General features: G+C 49.1%; 19 protein-coding genes. 11 read left to right on the top strand and 8 right to left on the bottom strand.

Features of this window, described 5'->3' with window-relative positions; translation table 11 throughout:
* The first annotated feature begins 15 nt into the window (after window positions 1–15).
* The 8 genes from asnB (at window position 16) to G5168_RS09095 (ending at window position 10,047) form a co-directional block, all read left to right on the top strand.
* Complete coding sequence (asnB, locus tag G5168_RS09130) at window positions 16–1,824, top strand: asparagine synthase (glutamine-hydrolyzing) (protein ID WP_129505123.1); 1,809 nt, start codon at window positions 16–18, stop codon at window positions 1,822–1,824.
* 220 nt (window positions 1,825–2,044) lie between these two features.
* On the top strand, window positions 2,045–3,043 hold the full coding sequence (locus G5168_RS09125) for a hypothetical protein (RefSeq protein WP_421252108.1): 999 nt from the start codon (window positions 2,045–2,047) through the stop codon (window positions 3,041–3,043).
* Between the two features lie 257 nt (window positions 3,044–3,300).
* A complete protein-coding gene (locus G5168_RS09120) occupies window positions 3,301–4,890 on the top strand; it encodes a hypothetical protein (RefSeq protein ID WP_421252107.1) in 1,590 nt (529 codons plus the stop codon).
* A gap of 1 nt (window position 4,891) precedes the next feature.
* Window positions 4,892–5,593 carry a WbqC family protein gene (locus G5168_RS09115; protein ID WP_421252106.1) on the top strand — a complete coding sequence of 234 codons (702 nt, stop codon included), beginning with the start codon at window positions 4,892–4,894 and terminating at the stop codon, window positions 5,591–5,593.
* 11 nt (window positions 5,594–5,604) lie between these two features.
* Complete coding sequence (locus tag G5168_RS09110; protein WP_216953974.1) at window positions 5,605–6,558, top strand: radical SAM/SPASM domain-containing protein; 954 nt, start codon at window positions 5,605–5,607, stop codon at window positions 6,556–6,558.
* Window positions 6,555–7,694, top strand: coding sequence for a dTDP-4-amino-4,6-dideoxygalactose transaminase (rffA, locus tag G5168_RS09105; protein WP_227340776.1), 1,140 nt, complete (start codon window positions 6,555–6,557; stop codon window positions 7,692–7,694). Before G5168_RS09110 ends, rffA begins: the two co-directional genes overlap by 4 nt.
* A 161-nt stretch (window positions 7,695–7,855) precedes the next feature.
* On the top strand, window positions 7,856–8,881 hold the full coding sequence (locus G5168_RS09100; protein WP_216953972.1) for an NAD-dependent epimerase: 1,026 nt from the start codon (window positions 7,856–7,858) through the stop codon (window positions 8,879–8,881).
* Window positions 8,881–10,047 carry a nucleotide sugar dehydrogenase gene (locus tag G5168_RS09095; protein WP_216953971.1) on the top strand — a complete coding sequence of 389 codons (1,167 nt, stop codon included), beginning with the start codon at window positions 8,881–8,883 and terminating at the stop codon, window positions 10,045–10,047. Before G5168_RS09100 ends, G5168_RS09095 begins: the two co-directional genes overlap by 1 nt.
* Here G5168_RS09095 and pseC read toward each other — a convergent pair.
* The 7 genes from pseC to suhB form a co-directional block, all read right to left on the bottom strand.
* Window positions 10,044–11,165: a UDP-4-amino-4,6-dideoxy-N-acetyl-beta-L-altrosamine transaminase gene (gene pseC, locus G5168_RS09090; protein ID WP_227340775.1), complete on the bottom strand. Its 1,122-nt coding sequence runs from the start codon at window positions 11,163–11,165 to the stop codon at window positions 10,044–10,046. The genes G5168_RS09095 and pseC overlap by 4 nt on opposite strands.
* Window positions 11,162–12,166: a UDP-N-acetylglucosamine 4,6-dehydratase (inverting) gene (gene pseB / locus G5168_RS09085; protein WP_421252105.1), complete on the bottom strand. Its 1,005-nt coding sequence runs from the start codon at window positions 12,164–12,166 to the stop codon at window positions 11,162–11,164. The genes pseC and pseB overlap by 4 nt, the downstream gene beginning before the upstream one ends.
* Window positions 12,167–12,325: 159 nt before the next feature.
* Window positions 12,326–13,171, bottom strand: coding sequence for a cobalamin-binding protein (locus G5168_RS09080; protein ID WP_227340773.1), 846 nt, complete (start codon window positions 13,169–13,171; stop codon window positions 12,326–12,328).
* Window positions 13,164–14,126 (bottom strand): cobalamin biosynthesis protein CobD/CbiB, encoded by a 963-nt coding sequence (locus G5168_RS09075; RefSeq protein ID WP_421173053.1) that lies wholly within the window; start codon window positions 14,124–14,126, stop codon window positions 13,164–13,166. Before G5168_RS09075 ends, G5168_RS09080 begins: the two co-directional genes overlap by 8 nt.
* Window positions 14,123–14,815 carry a 5'-methylthioadenosine/S-adenosylhomocysteine nucleosidase gene (mtnN, locus tag G5168_RS09070; RefSeq protein WP_021230869.1) on the bottom strand — a complete coding sequence of 231 codons (693 nt, stop codon included), beginning with the start codon at window positions 14,813–14,815 and terminating at the stop codon, window positions 14,123–14,125. Before mtnN ends, G5168_RS09075 begins: the two co-directional genes overlap by 4 nt.
* Window positions 14,816–14,983: 168 nt before the next feature.
* On the bottom strand, window positions 14,984–15,916 hold the full coding sequence (locus tag G5168_RS09065; protein WP_103251745.1) for a ZIP family metal transporter: 933 nt from the start codon (window positions 15,914–15,916) through the stop codon (window positions 14,984–14,986).
* Between the two features lie 321 nt (window positions 15,917–16,237).
* Window positions 16,238–17,041: an inositol-1-monophosphatase gene (gene suhB / locus G5168_RS09060; protein ID WP_021230872.1), complete on the bottom strand. Its 804-nt coding sequence runs from the start codon at window positions 17,039–17,041 to the stop codon at window positions 16,238–16,240.
* Between the two features lie 199 nt (window positions 17,042–17,240).
* Here suhB and G5168_RS09055 point away from each other — a divergent pair, with 199 nt between their 5' ends.
* From G5168_RS09055 to emrD, 3 genes are all read left to right on the top strand, one after another.
* The gene (locus tag G5168_RS09055; protein WP_227340771.1) at window positions 17,241–17,696 is read left to right on the top strand and encodes a hypothetical protein; all 456 of its coding nucleotides are present in this window, start codon (window positions 17,241–17,243) and stop codon (window positions 17,694–17,696) included.
* Between the two features lie 168 nt (window positions 17,697–17,864).
* A complete protein-coding gene (locus tag G5168_RS09050; RefSeq protein ID WP_118853671.1) occupies window positions 17,865–18,527 on the top strand; it encodes a glutathione S-transferase family protein in 663 nt (220 codons plus the stop codon).
* Between the two features lie 262 nt (window positions 18,528–18,789).
* Entirely contained in the window at window positions 18,790–19,986 is a 1,197-nt protein-coding gene (emrD, locus tag G5168_RS09045; protein WP_005333920.1) for a multidrug efflux MFS transporter EmrD, read from the top strand.
* Window positions 19,987–20,165: 179 nt separating this feature from the next.
* Here the strand turns inward: emrD and G5168_RS09040 are convergent.
* The coding region (locus tag G5168_RS09040; protein WP_421252104.1) for an IS3 family transposase at window positions 20,166–20,636 on the bottom strand (471 nt) is incomplete at its 5' end.

The raw sequence follows: 20,636 nt of genomic DNA, 5'->3' as shown, positions 1-20,636 counted from the left end.
TTAGGGAGTTATAAAATGTGTGGTATAGCCGGAATAATGAGTATTCATGGTCAACATGATCCTGCGTGGTTGAAACAGCAGGCTAATAGAATGGCGGAGGCGATGACCTATCGAGGGCCTGACGACCGGGGGCTTTGGGAGTCGGATGACGGACGCTGTGTTCTGGCACATTGTCGATTGAGTATTCTGGATGTATCGCCTGCCGGGCATCAACCAATGCATGATGCACAGCAACGAGCCTGTATCGTATTTAATGGGGAGATCTACAACCATCTTCAGTTGGGGGGGCGTCTTAAAGACGCCGGCATATCATTTACTGGCCATTCTGATACCGAGGTATTGGTCAATGGCCTGGTACGGGAAGGTGCTGACTTTCTGACCCGGCTCGAGGGGATGTTTGCACTTGCCTACTATGATCGTGAGCGCAGGGAGTTGCTGCTGGCGCGTGATCCGTTTGGCGAGAAGCCACTCTATTATGCCGAGTTTGACGGTTTGTTGGTCTTTGCCTCCGAGCTGGCGGCTTTGACCCTGGTGCCAGGATTCCCTGCCCGCATTACGGTTGATACAGTCGCCCATTATCTGGCTTTCCAGCACCCCGTCGGGGAACGCACCCTGTATCAACACGCCAGAAAGTTGCTGCCGGGGCACTTGATGCGTGCCGTGACAGGGGCTGTCTCACAGGCAGAGCGTTACTTCCACTTTATCTGTGCCGGTGACCATATGCCGTCACGCCCGCTGGAGGAGCAGGTTGACCAGCTTGAGGATCTGTTGCTGCGTTCTTTATCGCGCCGCTTGGTCGCCGATGTGCCGGTGGGGGCTTTTCTCTCCGGTGGTGTCGACTCCTCGACGGCGGTGGCCCTGATCACCCGTCGTTTGCAACGGCCGATCCGCACCTTCTCCATCGGTTTTGAACAGGCGCCGGAGAGCGAACATGAGGAGGCTCGGGCTTTTGCCGATTTCCTCGGAACCGAGCACACCGAACAGCTGCTTCGTCCAGAGGCTTTTGTTGAACAGGTAGGTGATCTGGCGCGGCGCATGGATGAGCCCAATGCTGATACTTCCTGTGTGCCAACTTATATGGTCTCGCAGCTTGCTCGTCAGCAGGTCACCGTCGCGATTACGGGTGACGGGGGGGATGAGCTGTTTGGCGGTTATGGCCGTTACCTGCAGACACTGGTCGCCGCCGAGGGCAGAGAGCAACAGATGCAGGCGCGTAGCTGGCATCTTGGGCGGGAGTACTACTCTGGTCGCATCTTGCTGTATGCCGATCGCCAGTTGGAACAGTTGTTCGGTCGCATTCCGTCCGGTACTGGTGATCACTTGATGGCGCTGCGCAGGCGTATCGATATGGATAGCCGCCCGTATCTTAATCGCCTTCGTGAGGCCGATATTGCCAATTATCTGCCGTTGGTATTGGCCAAGGTAGATCGAATGAGCATGCTGCACAGCCTTGAGTGCCGCACGCCCTACCTGTCGACCGAAGTAGCTCAGTTTGCCGCAGGTTTGGCACAGTCAGAGCTGATTGCACAAGGACAGGGTAAGTTCCTGTTGCGCCAGTTGGCCAAACGCTACTTGCCGGCGGAATGGATCGACAGGCCGAAAAAGGGTTTCAGCATAGATCCGTTCAATCAACAGGCCAAACAGAGTGCGATTACGCAACTGCGTCAGCAGGCCTCTTCAGGCCAGCTCTGTCTGCATCAGTTTATCGCTCCCGACCGGTTGCGGATGTTGCTGGATAACCAGTTTGACGGTATGACCTTCTATCATGTTTGGGGTTTATTGGTGCTTGAGATCTGGTTGCAGTCCCATGAGTTCAATTTGTGAGATAATGCTTTGGGCTAAAAGTTATTAAATAATATTAATTATAATGACCGAGCCCACTATTATGAATATATTTTATGGCTATATAATAAAGGCGAAGAATTTTTGAAGTTTATAACTGTGGTTGAAATTATAGCCTTGTTTACATTGTTTGTGAAATACAACGCATTCGTGACTTGATAAGTCTTTCTTATAACTTCATATTATATGTTACGGGAGTTCTGTGATGGGCATGACGCCAGCTATGTTTAATAAAATGAAGAATCACTTTCCTGAAAATTTCAATTCGATAATTGAGTTAGGGTGCCAGCAGTTTTATTCATTAAACTCGGCAGAGATGATTGATGAAGAATTAAAGAATTATCAGGATGGTGATTTTACAAAATCTATGTATGAAAACCTAGGTTTAAAATATGATTCTGTGGATGTTTATGATGGGACAATATTTTGCGATTTTAATAATCAGATGCTCGAGTTATCTCATCAGTATGATGTGGTAACTAATCTTGGAACTAGTGAACATGTTTTTAATCAATATAATGTTTTTGCGTCAATACATAACATTACAAAGAAAAATGGATTAATGATTCATTGTTTGCCTTTGAAGCATTCCCCACATGGACTTTTTACATATAATGTTGATTTTTTCATTTCACTTTGTTTTTCAAACAACTATGAAGTCGTTGAGTTAGTATTTGGTTGGAGAGGTACTGATGGTGAGTATACATTTGGCTCATTGTCAGACGTCGTTGAGCATCAGACAACTGAACAATATGCTTTCCTAGTGGCTAGAAAATGTCTGGAAGATAAATTTGTTTCTCCGCAGCAGATAATATATAACCCTTTGATTTCTATTGATAAAGTAATAACGTTGTGCTCTGGTGACATCTATTTGTTGAGCCAAGTTGTTCAATATCCTTTCACGGATAATGTTCTAAATCATACGCTCATCTTCGATGAGGTAAGCAATAGTCATTCTGAAGTACTTCTATATGGTGCTGGTCATATCGGACAGGCCATTTTAAAATTTTCCAAGCACAGGAAAAAAATTAATATTATTGTTGATGAACACTCGCATGCTATGAATGACTTCAAGGTTAACACGTTGGGGGATTTAGATGCTATTAATTCACCAGTCTATATAGCATCGGATTTCTATCGAGAGGAAATTAGACGTGCTTTATTGATGAAATTTGATGGGAGAGTTGTTTTTTTAAACTGATAAATAGCTATAGATATTATAAGTTATTTTATTACTTTCCTTTTGTTTTTAGTCTCCAATTTTTTATGAATTACTCTTTAAATTTATCCTTTGATTCTTCCTTGACGAACCAGTTCGAGCTAGTGTATTGATTTTTAGAGATTCCTATATGTTATAGATTGTTCATTTTTTGAAAAAATGGTATTAATTGCATCAATTATTATTTTAGGCTAGTAATTTTATTCGGCGTGTTATTAACACAGGATTGTGGGGGCGGCGTGAACATTGTTGTTTTTGATTTCAATAAGAGTGTCGGTGGTGCGGAGACATTTAACTGTAGATTTATTGACTATCTTGTTGGATTAGGTGATTCCGTTGCCGTAGTTGGATACGAGGACTCTGCACTTTTTGGGCTATTGGATAACAAGAGTGTAAAGATAAAAAAGTATATCATTCCAGAAATGGATGATTTCTTTGTTTCTATTTCAAATCAATCGTATCTGGGGGCACTTGGACAGAAAATTATTGATAATTTTTTTGGGGAAGATATATATGTTCTCGCTTCATATTTTGAAGTTTTGCATAGGGCTATGCATGTCTTCAATGGAAATAAAAGAGTTCATATATTGACTGGGATGTTGCATCCAGAAGCTTGGAGTATCTGGGAGCCAGGGATTGGATTTAACGCATCTCGTGCATTCAAACCAAAGTTAATTAATGAAACTTGGCACTACCAGCGCCAATTATTATTAAAGTTGGATCGAGCACATGCAATCTGGTATCCCAATGACATATATCGTAAATATAATTCTGAGTATTTTTCTGTTCCACTTAATCATCACTCATCTGCCACTGTTCCTGTTGAGCCCGTAACACAAAAGATACGGTACAATATTTCTGCTCCAGAAGAGTTTATGAAGGTGCTCTGGCTCGGGAGATTTGACTTTTTCAAGAATGAAAGCATCTTGAGTTTTATTGACAGCTTGAATGTTGTTCTTAACAATAAACCTCAGCTGCATATACTTTTTGATTTGATAGGATATGGATATGCTCTCTATGAGGATGAAGTTGAATCATATAAAAAGCTTGCGCATGAACGCCTTGAAATTCGTATCTTAGGAAAGAGAAATGAATCTGATATATACAGCCTAATTGAATCTGAAAAATATCATTTCGGTGTTGCAATGGGCTCCTCAGCATATCATCTTGCAATGATCGGATTACCTGTGATTGCCATAGACTCTTGTGTTAAAGGATACCGTCGTCTAGTGAAAGGGGTGTGGCTTGATGAAGCTTCAGACGAGTTTGATGAAGGCTCAAGTCTTTATCTCTCGCTAATTGGGGAGCCTTCCCCACAGCGAAATGATATTCATGTTATGCTTGAAGATGTATTCCAATATGGTTTTCTCGAAAATAAATCAAGAAGCTGCTGCAACTATGTTGAACAGTTTCATAATATTGACGTTATCTTGCCGAAAATCAGAGGTTTTTTACTTGAAAGTTCATTTTCAGAGAAATTTACGTATCGATTTAAACGAAATTTGCCAGATGAGTTTTACTATCGATTTGGAAGAAAAAGAAATATTAAAATAGCTATTTTTGGCACTGGCTCTGGCGCAAAAAAATTCTATGGAAAACTTCATTCTGACCTTGTTTTTACTGACAGGGAAATAAAGGTGAAGTGTTTTTTTGATAATGACGATAGTAAATTTGGTGCTATATTTTGTAATGCCCCAATAGAAAAATTTACACTGGAGGCCACCAATGAACTTGATGTGGTTATTATTGCTTCTGATTACTGGCCCGAGATTAAAGCACAGATGATTTCATGTGGTTTAACACGTTCAAAAATATTAAGAGCATACTAACTTGCATAAAAAGATAGCAATCATTCAATCTAATTATATTCCTTGGATAGGCTACTTTGATATTATAAACAGGGTGGACGAATTTATATTTCTTGATTCTGTCCAGTATACAACAAGAGATTGGCGTAACCGCAATAGGATTATGACCACACAGGGTGCTGTATGGTTAACAATACCCGTATGTCATGTTGATAGAAATCAGAAAATATCATCCACAAAAGTTGTCGATAATCTATGGTGTCAGAAGCATTTTGCTATAATTAAAGAGCGATACAAAAAGGCGCTTTTTTTTGATAGATATATAGATGAAATTAAATCATGGTATGAAGATGCACGTGAATTTGAGTATATCTCTGATATAAATGTCATGTTTATTAAAAAAATCATGCATTTATTAGGGATCACCACCCCCATCTTTACGGATAGTCATTACTTGAATGGGGGGGGATTTAGCGATGCAACGGAAAGACTGATCGTCATTGCTGAAAGAGCTGATGCAAGTATTTATTTTTCTGGGCCGGCGGCAAAAAATTATTTAGATATCGGGCGCTTTGAAGAAAGGGGTATCGGTGTTGCCTGGATGGAATATCCTGAATATGCTCGCTATCCCCAGAACGGACCTGGTTTTGATTGCCACGTCAGTATTATCGATGCTTTATTATGTGCTGGCGGTGATTTTGTTCATAGCGAACTAAATTATTAGTAGGAGGACTCATGGCTAAATATGGTTTCTATGATCGACTGTCATCGGAGTTTCCATCACAGGTCATTGTAGATATTGCTGAAATTTGTAATTTAAGATGCATACATTGTCCACACCCTCAATTTAAAGAGTCTGAACATTATTCCGCAAGATTGTTAGACCCTGAACTAAACAAGAAGCTGATCGATGATATAAGAGACAATAGCGACGGACATTGCCAGTATATACGATATACCAGCAATGGTGAGCCACTTATGCATCCACATGCACATGAAATGATCCAGTATGCTGTCGAGCATAGTGGCACGTTTGTCACGTTAACCACTAATGGTACAGTTCTTAATGAGAAAAAACTAAAACAGTTATTAGAAAGTGGCCTTCATATGATTGATGTCAGCATTGATGCCTTTAACGATGAGACTTATGCGAAGATTCGTGGCGGGCGTCTTGAGCAAGTGCGACGTAATATAATTAGAATGATCGAACATATCAAGACAGGGCAATACAGAACTCGTATTGTTGTGAGTTTTATTCGTCAGGCAGGAAATGAAGATGAGGTAGATGATTTTTCTCTTTTTTGGAAAAATCAGGGAGCTGATGAAGTGCTGATCAGGAATTTACATTCGGCGGCAGGTATGTTGGCTCAAGGGGAAGCTCATTCCCATGAGTCAAGGCGCCCATGCTTATATCCATGGGAGCGTTTGACCCTGGATCCAAAAGGTGAGCTTTCTTTTTGCCCGACAGATTGGGCGTATGCATCCAGTTTCATTGATTACAGGAAGACAACGCTAAAAACTGCTTGGCAGGGAGCATTTTTAAACGAACTGCGAGAGGCTCATCTTAATAACGATTTCAAATGCCATACTTTTTGTGGGCAATGTCCTGATTGGAGACTGACAACATGGCCTGATTCAGGAAGAAGTTATGCAAATCTTGTCAGTGACATTAAGGTTATTATGAAATGAAATCATATCGCAGTTGGATACCATATAATCGCCCCAATAATATTGGCCATATCACTGAAAGTGATGGAGAATGTTTAGGTATCGGTGTTAATAAAAAAAAATGTGAGGAACTATTACAAGATATATATAATGCAAGGCGAGTTTTTTTAACGCCATCCTGTAGTGCATCTTTGGAGATGGCAGCTTTAGCGATGGATTTGCAGCCAGGGGATGAGGTAATACTGCCAAGCTTTACATTTGTTACCTCTGCAAGTGCTTTTGCCTTAAGGGGCGCAAAATTAGTATTTGTCGATATCAGGCCAGACACTTTGAATATAAATGAGCAGCTTATTGAAGAGGCTATTACAGTTAGAACGAAAGCCGTAGTGGTTGTTCACTATGCCGGTGTTGCATCAGAAATGTCTTCTATAGTCGATATATGCAATCGCTATAATCTTGTATTGGTTGAAGATGCTGCACAAAGTATCATGTCAACATATAAAGGACGGCCACTTGGTTCAATTGGTCAATTTGGCTGCGTCAGCTTTCATCATACTAAAAATATTCATGCCGGTGGTGAGGGCGGGGCTTTTTTAGTAAACGAAGATAAGTACCATGGTATATGTGAAATCATTCAGGAGAAAGGAACTGATCGTTCAAGGTTTTTGCGTGGAGAGGTTGATAGATATACATGGCAAATTTTATCATCTAGTTATGTAATGTCAGAGGTTCAAGCTGTAGTCTTGTTGCAGCAATTACAAAACGCGAGAGAAATTACGAATGCTAGATTAAAAAAATGGCTTTTTTATCATACATGTTTATCTGAGTTGGCTAATGCTGGAGTGCTCACACTTCCTGCCGTTCCGGCACATGTTGAGCATAATGCTCATATATATCATATAAGAACAAGATCCCCTGACGAACAACAGGGATTATTTAAATTCATGCGCAATCTTAATGTGGAAGTTACCTCACACTTTGTACCTCTGCATTCTAGTCCGGCTGGTATTCGATATGGTAGATTTCATGGCGATGATATAAATACCACAGCGGTTTCTAGAATGCTGTTACGTTTACCTTTACATGCAAGCCTGACTGAGTCGGAGCAAGTATTCATTATTGATGCGGTCAGACACTTTTTTGTAGTCAATAATTAAAGCTAATCATAAATTTAAATGAATTAGATGCATTTTATTAATGATCTTATAAATATTCATAAGCTATAATATTTGTAATATACATATGGATATTGGCACTCAGTAAGATAATGATTTCACCTTAGCGTATAACCAAAAGCAATTTTTAACAGGTATGTCGTATGAAATATTTTGTAACTGGTGCAGCGGGATTTATCGGTGCGAAGGTGTGCGAACTACTGTGCTTGAAAGGGTATCAGGTTATAGGTATTGATAACCTAAATGATTACTATGAGGTATCTCTTAAATTAAGTAGACTTGAACAGTTAACTCCATTTTCTAACTTCAAGTTTGTAAAAATGGATGTCTCTGATAGAAAATCTATCCTGACTCTCTTTTCCAAAGAGAAGTTTGACAGAGTAATTCATCTTGCCGCTCAAGCCGGTGTTCGCCATTCAATGGAATCTCCCTTTTCTTATATTGATAGCAACGTAGACGGATTTTTGACAATTCTGGAAGGTTGTCGTCATCATCATATTGAGCATCTTGTTTATGCATCTTCTAGCTCCGTATATGGAATGAATGAGGAAATGCCATTTAGAGTGAGTGAACCCACTGACCATCCTATTTCGTTATATGCAGCGACAAAAAAAATGAATGAGCTGATGGCGCACACATATTCTCATTTGTATGGTATCCCAACCACAGGATTGCGTTTTTTCACAGTTTATGGCCCGTGGGGACGGCCGGATATGGCATTATTTAAATTTACTAAATGTATGCTGTCTGGACAGCCAATAGATGTATATAACAATGGTCTGTTAAGCCGAGATTTCACATATATAGATGACATTGCTGAAGGTGTGATCCGGGTAGCGGACGTGATACCGGTTGAAAATTCTGCCTGGCGTTGCGCAACTGGTTCTCCAGCTGATAGCAGTGCCCCTTATCGTGTATTTAACATTGGTAATGGTAGGCCGATTAAAATAGTTGATTTTATTCAATCTCTCGAGCAAGCGCTGGGGGTTAAAGCTATAAAAAATATGATGCCCATGCAGTCGGGTGATGTTTATGCGACATGGGCGGATACTGAGGATTTATTTGCTACTATTTCATATCGCCCATCAATGAAGATAGAACAGGGCATACAGAATTTTGTTGAATGGTATCGCTCTTATTATCAATTTTTGGATGTGAAGGTTCAATAATGAAAATTGCCGTTGTCGGTATAGGTTACGTAGGTTTGTCTAATGCAATATTGTTAGCTCAGAACCATCATGTTGTTGCATTTGATGTTAATCCAGAAAAAGTGTCCATGATTAACAGGCGACAATCTCCAATTATTGATTCTGATATCGATCTGTTCTTTAAACAACGGACTTTGGATCTTACCGCAACCTTGAATAAATCAACCGCTTACCAACATGCTGACTATATTATAATTGCGACGCCCACTAATTATGATCCTGATACAAATTGCTTTGATACTGCGTCGGTAGAGTCAGTTATTTTTGATATTATGGAAATTAATCCTGAGGCAGTAATTGTAATCAAGTCTACTGTTCCTGTTGGTTTTACCTCTAAAATGCGGATGACTCATAATTACGAGAATATTTTCTTTTCCCCCGAGTTTTTACGTGAAGGGAGAGCATTATATGATAACCTTTATCCATCACGTGTTATAGTCGGGGCAACAAGTGAATATGCACGAACATTTTCTAGACTTATGATTGATGGGGCAATAGAAAAAAATGTGCCAGTCATTTTTACTGAAAGTACGGAAGCAGAGGCTGTAAAATTATTTGCTAACACATATCTGGCGATGCGAATCGCATTTTTTAATGAGTTGGATACATATGCCCAAAAAAATAATCTAGAAACAAAGGATATTATTGATGGTGTTTGCCTGGACCCTCGTATTGGCCACTATTACAACAATCCATCTTTTGGTTATGGAGGTTATTGTCTGCCAAAAGACACCAAGCAGCTTCTGGCAAATTTCAACCAAGTGCCCAGCAACCTGATTAGAGCTATTGTTGATGCTAATACAACGAGAAAAGATTTTATTGCCGATACAGTTATCGCGACTAATCCTAAACGAGTAGGTATTTATCGACTAGTTATGAAGGCTGGTTCGGATAATTTTAGAGCATCGGCAATACAGGGAGTCATGAAAAGAATCAAGGCGAAGGGTATTGAGGTTGTTGTTTATGAGCCATCCTTAATGGAACCTTATTTCTTTAGGTCAAAAGTCATCACTGAAGTATCCGTATTTAAAGGTATGTGTGACATTATACTTGCCAACCGAATGAGTCCTGATTTAGCCGATGTGATTGATAAGGTCTATACACGAGACATTTTTGGCTACGACTAAAGCAGACTGCATATTTTCAATTGCTGTGCTTTTGTCAAACCAGGAAAGAGTGGCAAGGTCATTGCGCCTGCGTAAAATTGCTCAGTAGAGGGCAGGGTAGTATGAGTCCACTTTTGATACCAAGGTTGTTTGTAAATAGGTATATAGTGCACGTTGGCGCCGATATCCTGTGCACGTACTTTTTGGAAGAGCGCACAGCGTTGTTCAGGGGCTACATGGTGAACATAGAGATGGAAGGCACTACGCCGCTCGGTGTTGAAATGACGAGGTAGCTGGTGTGGTGCCAGTCTTTCGAAGTAGTACTGGGCAATCTCGTTACGCGTGTGAATCCATGTCTCCAGATTGGCCATCTGGCTCAACCCCAGCGCAGCCTGAATGTCGGTCATGCGGTAGTTGAAGCCGAGCATCTGCTGCTCATAGTACCAAGGGCCGTCCGGCTCATTGATAAAGTCTTCCGGTTCACGGGTGATGCCATGGCTGCGGAGCATGCGCATCATCTTGGCAAGCGCAGGGTCGTTGGTCATGGCCATGCCACCCTCGCCAGTGGTGATGATCTTCACCGGGTGGAAGCTGAATACTGTGATGTCGCTATAGCGGCCATTGCCGGTAGGCTCACCATGATAACGGGCACCAAGGGCGTGGCAGGCATCTTCGATGATCTTGAAACCGTACTTTTGTCCCAGGCGGTGGATCTCCTGCATGTCGCAGGGGAGGCCGGCAAAGTGCACCGGTATGACTACTTTGGGTAGCTTTCCTTCCGCCTTGGCTGCAATCAGCTTCCTCTCCAGCTCCAAAGCGCACATGTTACCGGTATCTGGTTCAATATCGACAAAATCGACTTGTGCACCGCAGTAGAGAGCACAGTTGGCGGATGCAACAAAGCTGATGGGGGATGTCCAGACCCAGTCGCCGGGGCCAACGCCAAGTGCCAGACAGGCTACATGGAGTGCTGCGGTACCTGAATTGACTGCCACCCCGAATTTGGCTCCACAGTAATCGGCTACTGCTTGCTCGAAGCGGGGGACTACGGGTCCCTGGGTCAGGAAGTCGGACTTGAGAACGTCCACAACAGCATCGATATCTGCCTGGCTGATGGATTGGCGGCCATAAGGGATCATTCAGTTCTCCCCTTTTGGTTCATTTTCAAAAGCTGTTCAATGGTAAAAAAGTGAGGGTTGCTGCGAGAGTTATATTCGAAGCCCTGTTCTACCATTTTTCCTTTTTCGCCCGCCGCTGTTTTGGAGAAATCGTCGTTGCGATTATTGAAGTTGATGGTTGGGCCAATCACGAAGAAGTCATCAAACTCGAAGGTGTGATAAGAGTCATCGGCAGGACACATCACTTCATGGAGCTTCTCTCCCGGGCGAATGCCGATGATCTTGTGTGGCAGGTGCGGTGCCATGGCACTGGCGAGCTCCGTAATTCGGACGGATGGCAACTTGGGAACAAATATTTCCCCCCCCTTCATCCGCCCAAAATTGTCCAGAACGAAATCCACCCCTTGTTGCAAGGTAATCCAGAAGCGCGTCATCTCCTCATGGGTGATGGGTAACGCATCTGCTCCCTGGTCAATCAGCTTTTGGAAGAAGGGGACGACAGAGCCGCGAGAACCGACCACGTTACCGTAGCGGACTACGGCAAAACGGGTGGGATCCTGCCCCGCGATGTTGTTTGCTGCCACGAAGAGTTTGTCTGATGCCAGTTTGGTGGCGCCGTAGAGATTGATCGGGTTGGCGGCTTTGTCAGTGGAGAGGGCAATAACTTTTTTAACCTGATTGAGCAAGGCAGCCTGGATGACGTTTTCTGCACCATGGATATTGGTTTTAATGCACTCCATGGGGTTGTATTCAGCGGCGGGCACTTGCTTGAGTGCGGCTGCATGAACCACGTAATCCACTCCACGCATTGCCATGGTGAGCCGGTTGGCGTCTCTTACATCACCGATAAAATAGCGCATGCAGGGGTCGTTAAACTCTTGCTGCATCTCGAACTGTTTCAGTTCGTCACGAGAATAGATGATAAGGCGTTTGGGTTTATAACGTTCCAGTACTGTCTTGACCAATCGTTGGCCAAACGAGCCGGTGCCACCTGTGATCAGTAGCGTTTTATCGTTGAACATTGTGGGCATCTCGTCATAAAAACAGTAGATGAATCATATGCTAGCAAATAAAGTACCAGTTTTTTTGGCAAAGAGTGTGATCCATTCACACAAAAACAGTTCTAAAGATTTGGTTGCCACCCAGAACACTTCAGGTCGATCCTCATCATTAGTGATGTATCAAGATGTGCTGGTGCTTTGCGAGCTTAGCTGGATAGCTCGGCAAATCTGCTCCACCGCATTGAGGGCTCTTGGGGTGAATCGGTGTAGTTCATCCGAGTTGATCAAATCGAGTCGCTGGTGCTGCACCGCATCGAGATTGGGCCACTTTTGCCAGTGATTCAGGGCGTCAGGATCTTGACTCCCCGCCAGGATCAGCGCGGGGTTCGCTTTGATCACCTGTTCCATGTCCACTTGAGGGTAGGGGGTCTTGGCATTTGCCATGACGTTGACCCCGCCGCAGAGTTCGATGGCCTGAGCCGGCCAGGCATTGCCACTGACGCTGGTGAGCGGTGGGTACCAGAGCTGGTAGAACACCTTGACGCCGGTTGATTGTCCATAATGCTGTTGCAGCTCATGCAGGCGCGCCAGATAGCGATCGGCGGCCTCGTTGGCACTCTTTTCCACACCCAGCAATTTGCCCAGGGCCCGCATCTCGGTGGCCAGCGAGGCAAAATCGGTAGGCTCAGAGTAGAAAACCGGGATCCCGATCTGTGCCAGTGGGGCCAGCATCCGTGATTGAGCCGAGCGCCAGCCGAGGATGAGATCCGGCTTTTGCGCCAGCAGCGCCTCGACATTGATGCTGCGATAATTGGCCACCTTGGGCTTGGTTTTCACCTCGGCGGGATAGTCTGAGGCATCGTCGATGGCAACCAGCTTGTCGCCGGCGCCAATCTCGTAGAGCAATTCGGTCAGGTGAGGAACAACACTCACCACCCGGGTTGGCGTGGCGGCCTGTAGGACACCGGGCAACCAGGCAACCAGCACGCAGGGCAGCCAGACAGCCAAGCGCAACCATCTAACCATGAAATAACCCCGCCACAGTGACAAGCAGCGCCAGTATCAACCAGCCCCAGCCGCACCCTTGCAGAATGTTGAGCACCTTGCGCGGAGTCTCGCTATCTGGCTCAGCACCTGTGCCGATGACTGGCCAGCGCTGGAGAGCCCCCTGATAGTAGCGAGGGCCACCAAGGCGGATCCGGCACTTGTCTACCAGCAGGGTGAGCAGCATCCCCATGGCGGGATAGGGCCAGAGCGCGCCACTTCGCAGCAACTGCGCTGCCTGCTTGAGACGGCTTGCCAGCAGTGGCAGCCCCAGCAACAAAATGACGGGGGCATTGAGCCCCTGATAGAGGGTGCTGGCGGCGCGACCAAAATGGTCGAAGGCGGGATCTTTGCGACTCCAGCTCAGGTTCATCAGCTGCACCAGCCGCCAGAGCAGGGCACCCTGTACGCCAGCCAGGGCAAATCCCAGCAGCGGGCCAGCCCATTGGCCCACCAGGCGCAGGGCGCAGCTCTCCGTCACTGCTTTGGCGAGCCCCATGGTCGAGAGTTTACTGGTCTCCCGCTTGAGCCAGGGAGCCACCTGCAATCTCGCCAGCGGCAGTGTCTCCTGGGTGGTGAGAGAGTGAGTGGCATGGGCGAGTTCGCGCAGTGGACGGGATTCGAGCATCAGCAGCATGAACAGCAGGTCGAAGATCGGTTCGCTCAATGCCAGATTGCGCAACGACCAGAGCCCGGTGGCGCAGGGGAGCCAGACTACCAGCATTGCCAGCAGGCCGGCCTGCATTTGCTGGCCGGGTGAACCATCGGGTCTGTGTACCTTGTGCCCCAGCCGGGTCAGCAGGGGCGTGACGGCCGAAAGACGCAGATGGGATGGCCACGGGATCACCGCCTCCAGCAGGGCTGCCCCCACCAGAATGGCCGCCATCGTAGAAAGGAGGGCGTCGGCCATCAAATCAAGCGAGCCGGTCTCGATCACAGCTTGCCGAGCATCTTGATGATCACTTCGGCGGAGTGCTTGCCAGCCACTTCGATGAAGGCATCGAAGGATTCAACCTGTTCCTTGCCGGCGATATCAGACATGGCGCGTACCACCAGATAGGGCACTTTGAACATGTGGCACACCTGACCGATGGCGGCACCTTCCATCTCGACCGCCAGCATCTGCGGGAAGTCGGCGCGAGCCTTGGCGATGGCGTCCGGTTTGCACATGAACTGATCGCCGGTGCAGATAAGGCCGACCTTGGTCTGGTGCTTGCCCTGCTCGGCGATGCAATCCTGAGCGACCGCGATGAGTTTCTCGTCGCAGGGGAAGGCGGCGGGTTGCTGCGCCATCTGGCCCATCTCGTAACCAAAGGCGGTCACGTCCACATCGTGGAAACGCATCTCGCTGGCAATCACCACATCACCGATGTGCAGGTCCTGGGCAAAGCCGCCGGCAGAGCCGGTATTGATGACGCAGTCGGGGGCAAATTTTTCCAGCAGCAGGCTGGTGGCCACGCTGGCGGCGACCTTACCGATACCGGAGCGGGTCAGGATCACCTCTTTGCCTGCCAGCTCCCCTTGATAGAACTCGCAGCCGCCCAGTTGCAGGGTGGTGGGGTTGCTCATCTGGCTGCGCAGCAGGGCTACTTCTTGCTCCATGGCGCCGATAATACCTACTTTCATTGCTGACCTCGTCTTGATAGCCGTGTGGCTGAATTTAAGTTGCTGTAGATCATAACAAAAGATGGCGTCGGCGCCGAGAGGCACAAGCGAAAGGAGAGATGAAACGCGGCGATCCATATGGAAGCGCCGCAGGTGACAAAAAGCATTGATGAGGAGGGGAGAAGGCCTTTAGCCGAGCGCGGTATCGAGGGTCATCATCAGGGCAAAGCCTGCCATCAGGCCAAGGGTGGCATAGGTCTGGTGACCGTTGCGATGAGTCTCCGGAATTACCTCGTGCGAGACCACAAACAGCATGGCGCCGGCGGCGAGCCCAAGTCCGATGGGGTAGGCGATGGCAAGGCCGCTGGAGAGCCCCACCCCGAGCAGGGCGCCAATCGGTTCGAGCAGGCCGCTGGCGATGGCGACCAGCACGGCGACAGAGGGGCGAAAACCGGCGGCGCACATGGCCAGCGCCACCGCCAGTCCTTCGGGAATATCCTGCAGTGCGATGGCGGTTGTGAGCGGCAGCCCCACCGACATATCCCCCTGCGAGAAGCTGACCCCGATGGCCATCCCCTCCGGCAGGTTGTGCAGGGCGATGGCAAAGACGAACAGCCAGACCCGGGAGCAGCTCTCATGGCCGGGGCCGCAGGGGCCGGTTTTGTCATGCTCGTGCGGGGTGAACTGGTCCAGTCCCAGCATCAACAGCACCCCGAGGGTCATGCCGACTACCACTACGGCGGCGGCACTAAAGCCGTTGCCGGTGATCCCCTCGGCAGCCTCCAGCCCCGGCAGCAGCAGGGAGAAGGCGCTGGCCGCCAGCATCATGCCGGCGGCAAAGCCGAGCATGGTGTCCTCCACTTTTTGCGGTACCGAGCGTAGAAACAGAGCGGGCAGGGCGCCGATGGCGGTGGCGGCAAACCCGGCAGCACCACCGACAAGGCCGTAGCGCACGCCGCTGGTCACCTCGCCGGTAGCGAGCATGATGAGACTCTGCAACAGCAGTAACAAGACGGCAGCCAGCGCGATAAAGAGACCGAGGGCAGTGAGCGGGCGGCTTTGCATCTGGCTACGCAGTTGCTGTGACCAGGATAACGGAGGAAGAGCTGAGAGATGGTCCATGGCATGACCTCGAGTGTGCAAAGTGGATGGTGGCATTACATCTACTTGGCCGCCCCTTGTCCATGCCTGCAAGGCGATTGCCGCTATCTGAAAATCTGGAAAGAGTTTATCCAGGCAACCACATGGGAACTCTTATCGGTAGCCAAAGGCGGGGGGCAAGAGGGGTTGTCTGCAAATGGCTGAAGTGGATGTTGAGAGGCCAGTGGGGATGCATCGCGAACTCTTTTAAATCAGCTGTAGATGTCTGCCTTGGTGTTCGGATAACAGATACAAGAAAACCGGCTTGCGCCGGTTTTGTTATCTGTCTGCTCGAAGGCTGGCTTATTTCGCCAGGGACTCCGGCAGCTCTTCACGGATCTTGCCGAGCATCTCTTTCAGGACACGCGGGTTGGCAACCACGATGTTGCCGGAGTTTTCGTAGTTGTGACCACCTACGAAGTCGGTGACGATGGCGCCAGCTTCTTTGGCCAGCAGTTCACCGGCAGCGGTGTCCCAGGGCTTGAGGCCGATTTCCCAGAAACCGTCGACGCGACCGGCAGCCACGTAGGCCAGATCCAGTGCGGCAGAGCCGGAACGACGGATGTCGGCACATTCGATGAACATGCTCTGGAACATCTTCAGGTAAGGCTCGATGTGATGCTTCTGCTTGAACGGGAAACCGGTCGCCAGCACGGTGCCAGCCAGCTCTTTGGCTTTGCCGACACGAATGCGGTAGCCGTTCAGCTGGGCGCCGCTACCACGGGTAGCAGTAAACAGCTCGTCACGGATGGGATCGTAAACAACGGCTTGTTCAGTCTTGCCCTTGACACGCAGGGCGATGGAGACGGCAAAGTGCGGAATGCCTTTGACCAGGTTGGTCGTGCCATCCAGTGGGTCAATGATCCATTGATAGTCCGGATTGGTACCGGCAATCTCACCAGACTCTTCAGCAACAATGCTGTGCTCAGGGTAAGATTTTTTGATGGTGTGAATGATGGCCGCTTCGGCTTCACGGTCAACGTTGGTCACGAAGTCATTGCTGCCTTTTTGGATAGCCTCAATGTTCTCAGGCTGGGAGAAGGCTTTTACTACAACTTGACCGGCGTTGCGCGCAGCGCGCACGGCGATATTCAGCATCGGATGCATAGGTTCACCACTGGATGTTAAAGAACGGGGGATAAAAGGACGCGGTATGATACCAGTATTTTGTGCGATGGCAACTGTTATCCCCCTACGACCAATTGATTACCACTGCCAGATTTGACGGCTCCAATATAGACCAGATCTGCGCTAGTCTTATCCCAGCAGCCGGATACAGGCTGTCATGAGCATAGGGATGTGAACCATGAATTTGTCATTAGTGAGTCAGAACGTGTCAGCGGCCAGCGAGGGACTGTTGGCCATCTTGCGGTCATCACCCGAGTATGGTGATCACTTTGCCCACATCACCGTGACCCCACTGGCCCAGTGGCAACCGGCCAAGACGGAGGCGGCGATCCTGCTGATCGACGGCGATGCGCCCTGGCAGGATGCCGGATTTACCCGGGGAGAGGATGAGACGATCGGTTTGCCGGTCTTGCCGTTGCTGATCCGCAAGGGAGACAAGGAGCTGACGGTCTGTGGGCCGGATGTGCGTGACCCCCGTTTCTATTTTGTCTCAAACGGCATCGTGCTGGATGAGTCTGAGCTGGCCGAGCCTGCCTGCAGCCGGGTGCTGCTGCGCAAACTGGAGTCTTACTTCCCGTTGCTTTCCCGCCTGATCATGCTGCGCCAGCGCAAGCCGGTCGCCGTGATTAACTAATATCTACCATTGCCAGAGCGCACTAGCGGCGCACCGTAGCCTTGTTTGGCCAGCGGTGCGTCGCTTTTTAATGGTCTGGAGCCGGTCACTTGTTGCAAGATGAGGCGGCTATGGTGTTGCACCCTGTTCCAACCGTGCAATCTGGCTATGACCAACAAGGAGTGAATCATGATCGACTTTTACACCGCCGCGACCCCCAATGGTTTCAAAGTGGCGATCGCCCTCGAAGAGCTGGGTTTGCCCTATCGGGTCATTCCTCTCGATCTCTCTGCACTGGATCAGAAGAAGCCCGAGTTTCTCGCCATCAACCCAAATGGCCGTATTCCGGCTATCGTCGATCGGGATAATGACGATTTTGCCGTATTCGAGTCGGGGGCCATCCTCATCTATCTGGCGGAGAAAGCAGGCAAGTTGCTGCCCGCTGATCCCAAACGCCGCTCTCAGGCCATCCAGTGGCTGATGTTCCAGATGGGCGGGGTAGGACCCATGATGGGGCAGGCCAATGTCTTCTACCGCTATTTCCCCGAGAAGATCCCCGCCGCCATCGAACGTTACCAGAAGGAGGGGCGCCGTCTGTTCGAGGTGCTCGATAGCCATCTGGCCCACCAAGAATATCTGGCGGACGAGTACAGCATCGCCGATATCGCCACCTGGCCCTGGGTGCGTATTTATGACTGGAGCGGCATCTCCATCGAGGGGTTACCCCATCTGCAAGCCTGGATGGATCGCATGGCAGAGAAACCTGCCTGCCAGAAGGGGATCACCATACCGCCGCGCAAGGAGCAGCCCGATGAGCTGATCAAGCAGGCGCAGCAGATGGTAACACGTTGATTTTTAACTGCGGACGGGGCGAAACGCCCCGTAATATTAGAAAAACTAAGGCAAGCCGATTATAAAGATTCGTTCGTTTTTTGTGAGCTGAATCACTATGATGCCCCCATACCACCAAGCGTCCTGTGCGGTGGCTTGGCGGGCTCCCCGCCTACTGTTTCCAACACTGTTTTTGATTGCATCACAGCCTCTGTGATCAGATTCCTCTGGGCCATTTTGTGCCAGAGGGGCGGCAGCATTTTTTCGATTTTTTGGGACTGATATGGATCGGCACAGTTTTTATCCGTTGTTTTTACTGACCATTCTGATGGTCGCTGTGGGCCAGATGACCCAGACCCTTTATGTTCCCTCCATTCCCATGATGGCGGGGGACTTCAATGTGGCCTCGGGCCAGTTACAGGCGGTGATGGCCTGTTACCTGATCCCCTATGGCCTCTCCCAGTTTGTCTACGGGCCGCTGTCGGATCGAATCGGTCGTCGTCCGGTGCTGATCGTCGGCATGATGGTATTTCTGGTAGGCACCCTGATCATTCAGGTCATCCCTCATTTTGCCGCCCTGCTGGTGGGCAGCTTTATTCAGGGGCTGGGTACCGGTGCCGGTGGCGCCATGAGCCGTACCGTGATGCGCGATCGCTACAATGGCGCCGAGCTCAACCGCGCCAACAGTCTGGTCAGCATGGGGGTGATCTTCTCCCCGCTGCTGGCCCCGGTGCTGGGTGGCTGGCTGACCGAGCTGTTCAACTGGCGCGCCGGTTACTGGTTCCTGTTCGGTTTTGGTGCCGTAGCCACTCTGGCGATCATGGCCTGGTTTGGTGAGACGCTGCCTGCTGCTGCTCGTCAGCCGCTGCGCGTCGGTGCTGCCTATCGTCATGTGCTGGGCAACCCCAAGTTTCAGGGCAACCTGCTTTGCCTGATGGCGACCTTTGCCGGTTTGGCAGTGTTCGAGGCTGCGGCCGGTGTGCTGCTGGGCGATGTGCTGAAACTGAGCGCCCGTACCGTGAGCGTGCTGTTCGTGCTGCCGCTGCCCGGCTATCTGTTCGGGGCCTGGCTCTCTGCCAAGCTGAGCTTCCGTTTGACTCAGGGCAAACTGATGCGTCTGGGGATCGCCTTTCTGGCGCTCGGCTCCCTCATCATTCTGGTGCCGGGGCTGTTCGGGGTGGTGAGTGCCGCCTCGCTGGTCGGTGGTGCGGCTGTCTACTTCATCGGTAGCGGTATTCTCTACCCGACTGCCACCTCCTGCGCCATCGAGCCCTTCCCGGGTCAAGCCGGCACCGCGGGAGCCATTCTCGGCGGGATGCAGAATCTGGGGGCGGGCGTGGTGACCCTGCTGGCGGCCGGTTTCCCGATGACCGGGCAGGTGACTCTGGGGGCCATCATGACCCTGATGGTGCTGATCGTGGCGCTGAGCTTTGTCTGGTTACGCCACCATGGTTCGCCCCACGAGCAGATGGCAATTTGATCAGCCGCTCTCTTTGCATCTGGAGCAAGCCCACCCTCAGCGGTGGGCTTTGTTTTATCCGAAGAACGGGCTGGGAGATAGCATTAGCTTGATGTAGTGATCGATGTTGTGAGGTTAACTTCAGTGTCTAGTCCTGAAATAGGTTTACACATTTTCAACTTCAACTCGCATTTCTCTACTCAGAACCCCCTATGTACCGCATCGGGGGTTCTGTATTTCAATGCATGATGCGGCCGCTCCTCGTTGTAAATATCTACTGCTTCACGCACCATTTCCCGCGCGTGCGTCAAATCCTGCGGGCTTTGCAGCAATAACTCTCCTTTCAAAATCCCGTTCACCCGCTCCGCCAACGCATTCTGATAACAGTCATACCCATCCGTCATCGAGCATTTCACCCCGTACCGTTCATGTAGTGACTGATACAGCCCAGAGCAATACTGCACGCCGCGGTCCGAGTGATGGATGAGTTCACCGCCGCCACGCCGTTGCTTCAGTGCTTTCTTGAACGCCATCGCAACCGACTCCGCGTGCATTCCTTCGTGTACGTGGTGGCCTACTATCTTGCGTGAGTACGCATCCGTCACCAGGCTCAGGTACAGCGGCCCGCTCCTGGCTGGCAGATAGGTGATATCAGCGACCCAGACCTGCTC

Source organism: Aeromonas sp. 600724, assembly GCF_049175135.1.
GTDB lineage: Bacteria > Pseudomonadota > Gammaproteobacteria > Enterobacterales > Aeromonadaceae > Aeromonas > Aeromonas veronii_A.
This window is presented reverse-complemented; position numbering and strand designations above follow the sequence as displayed.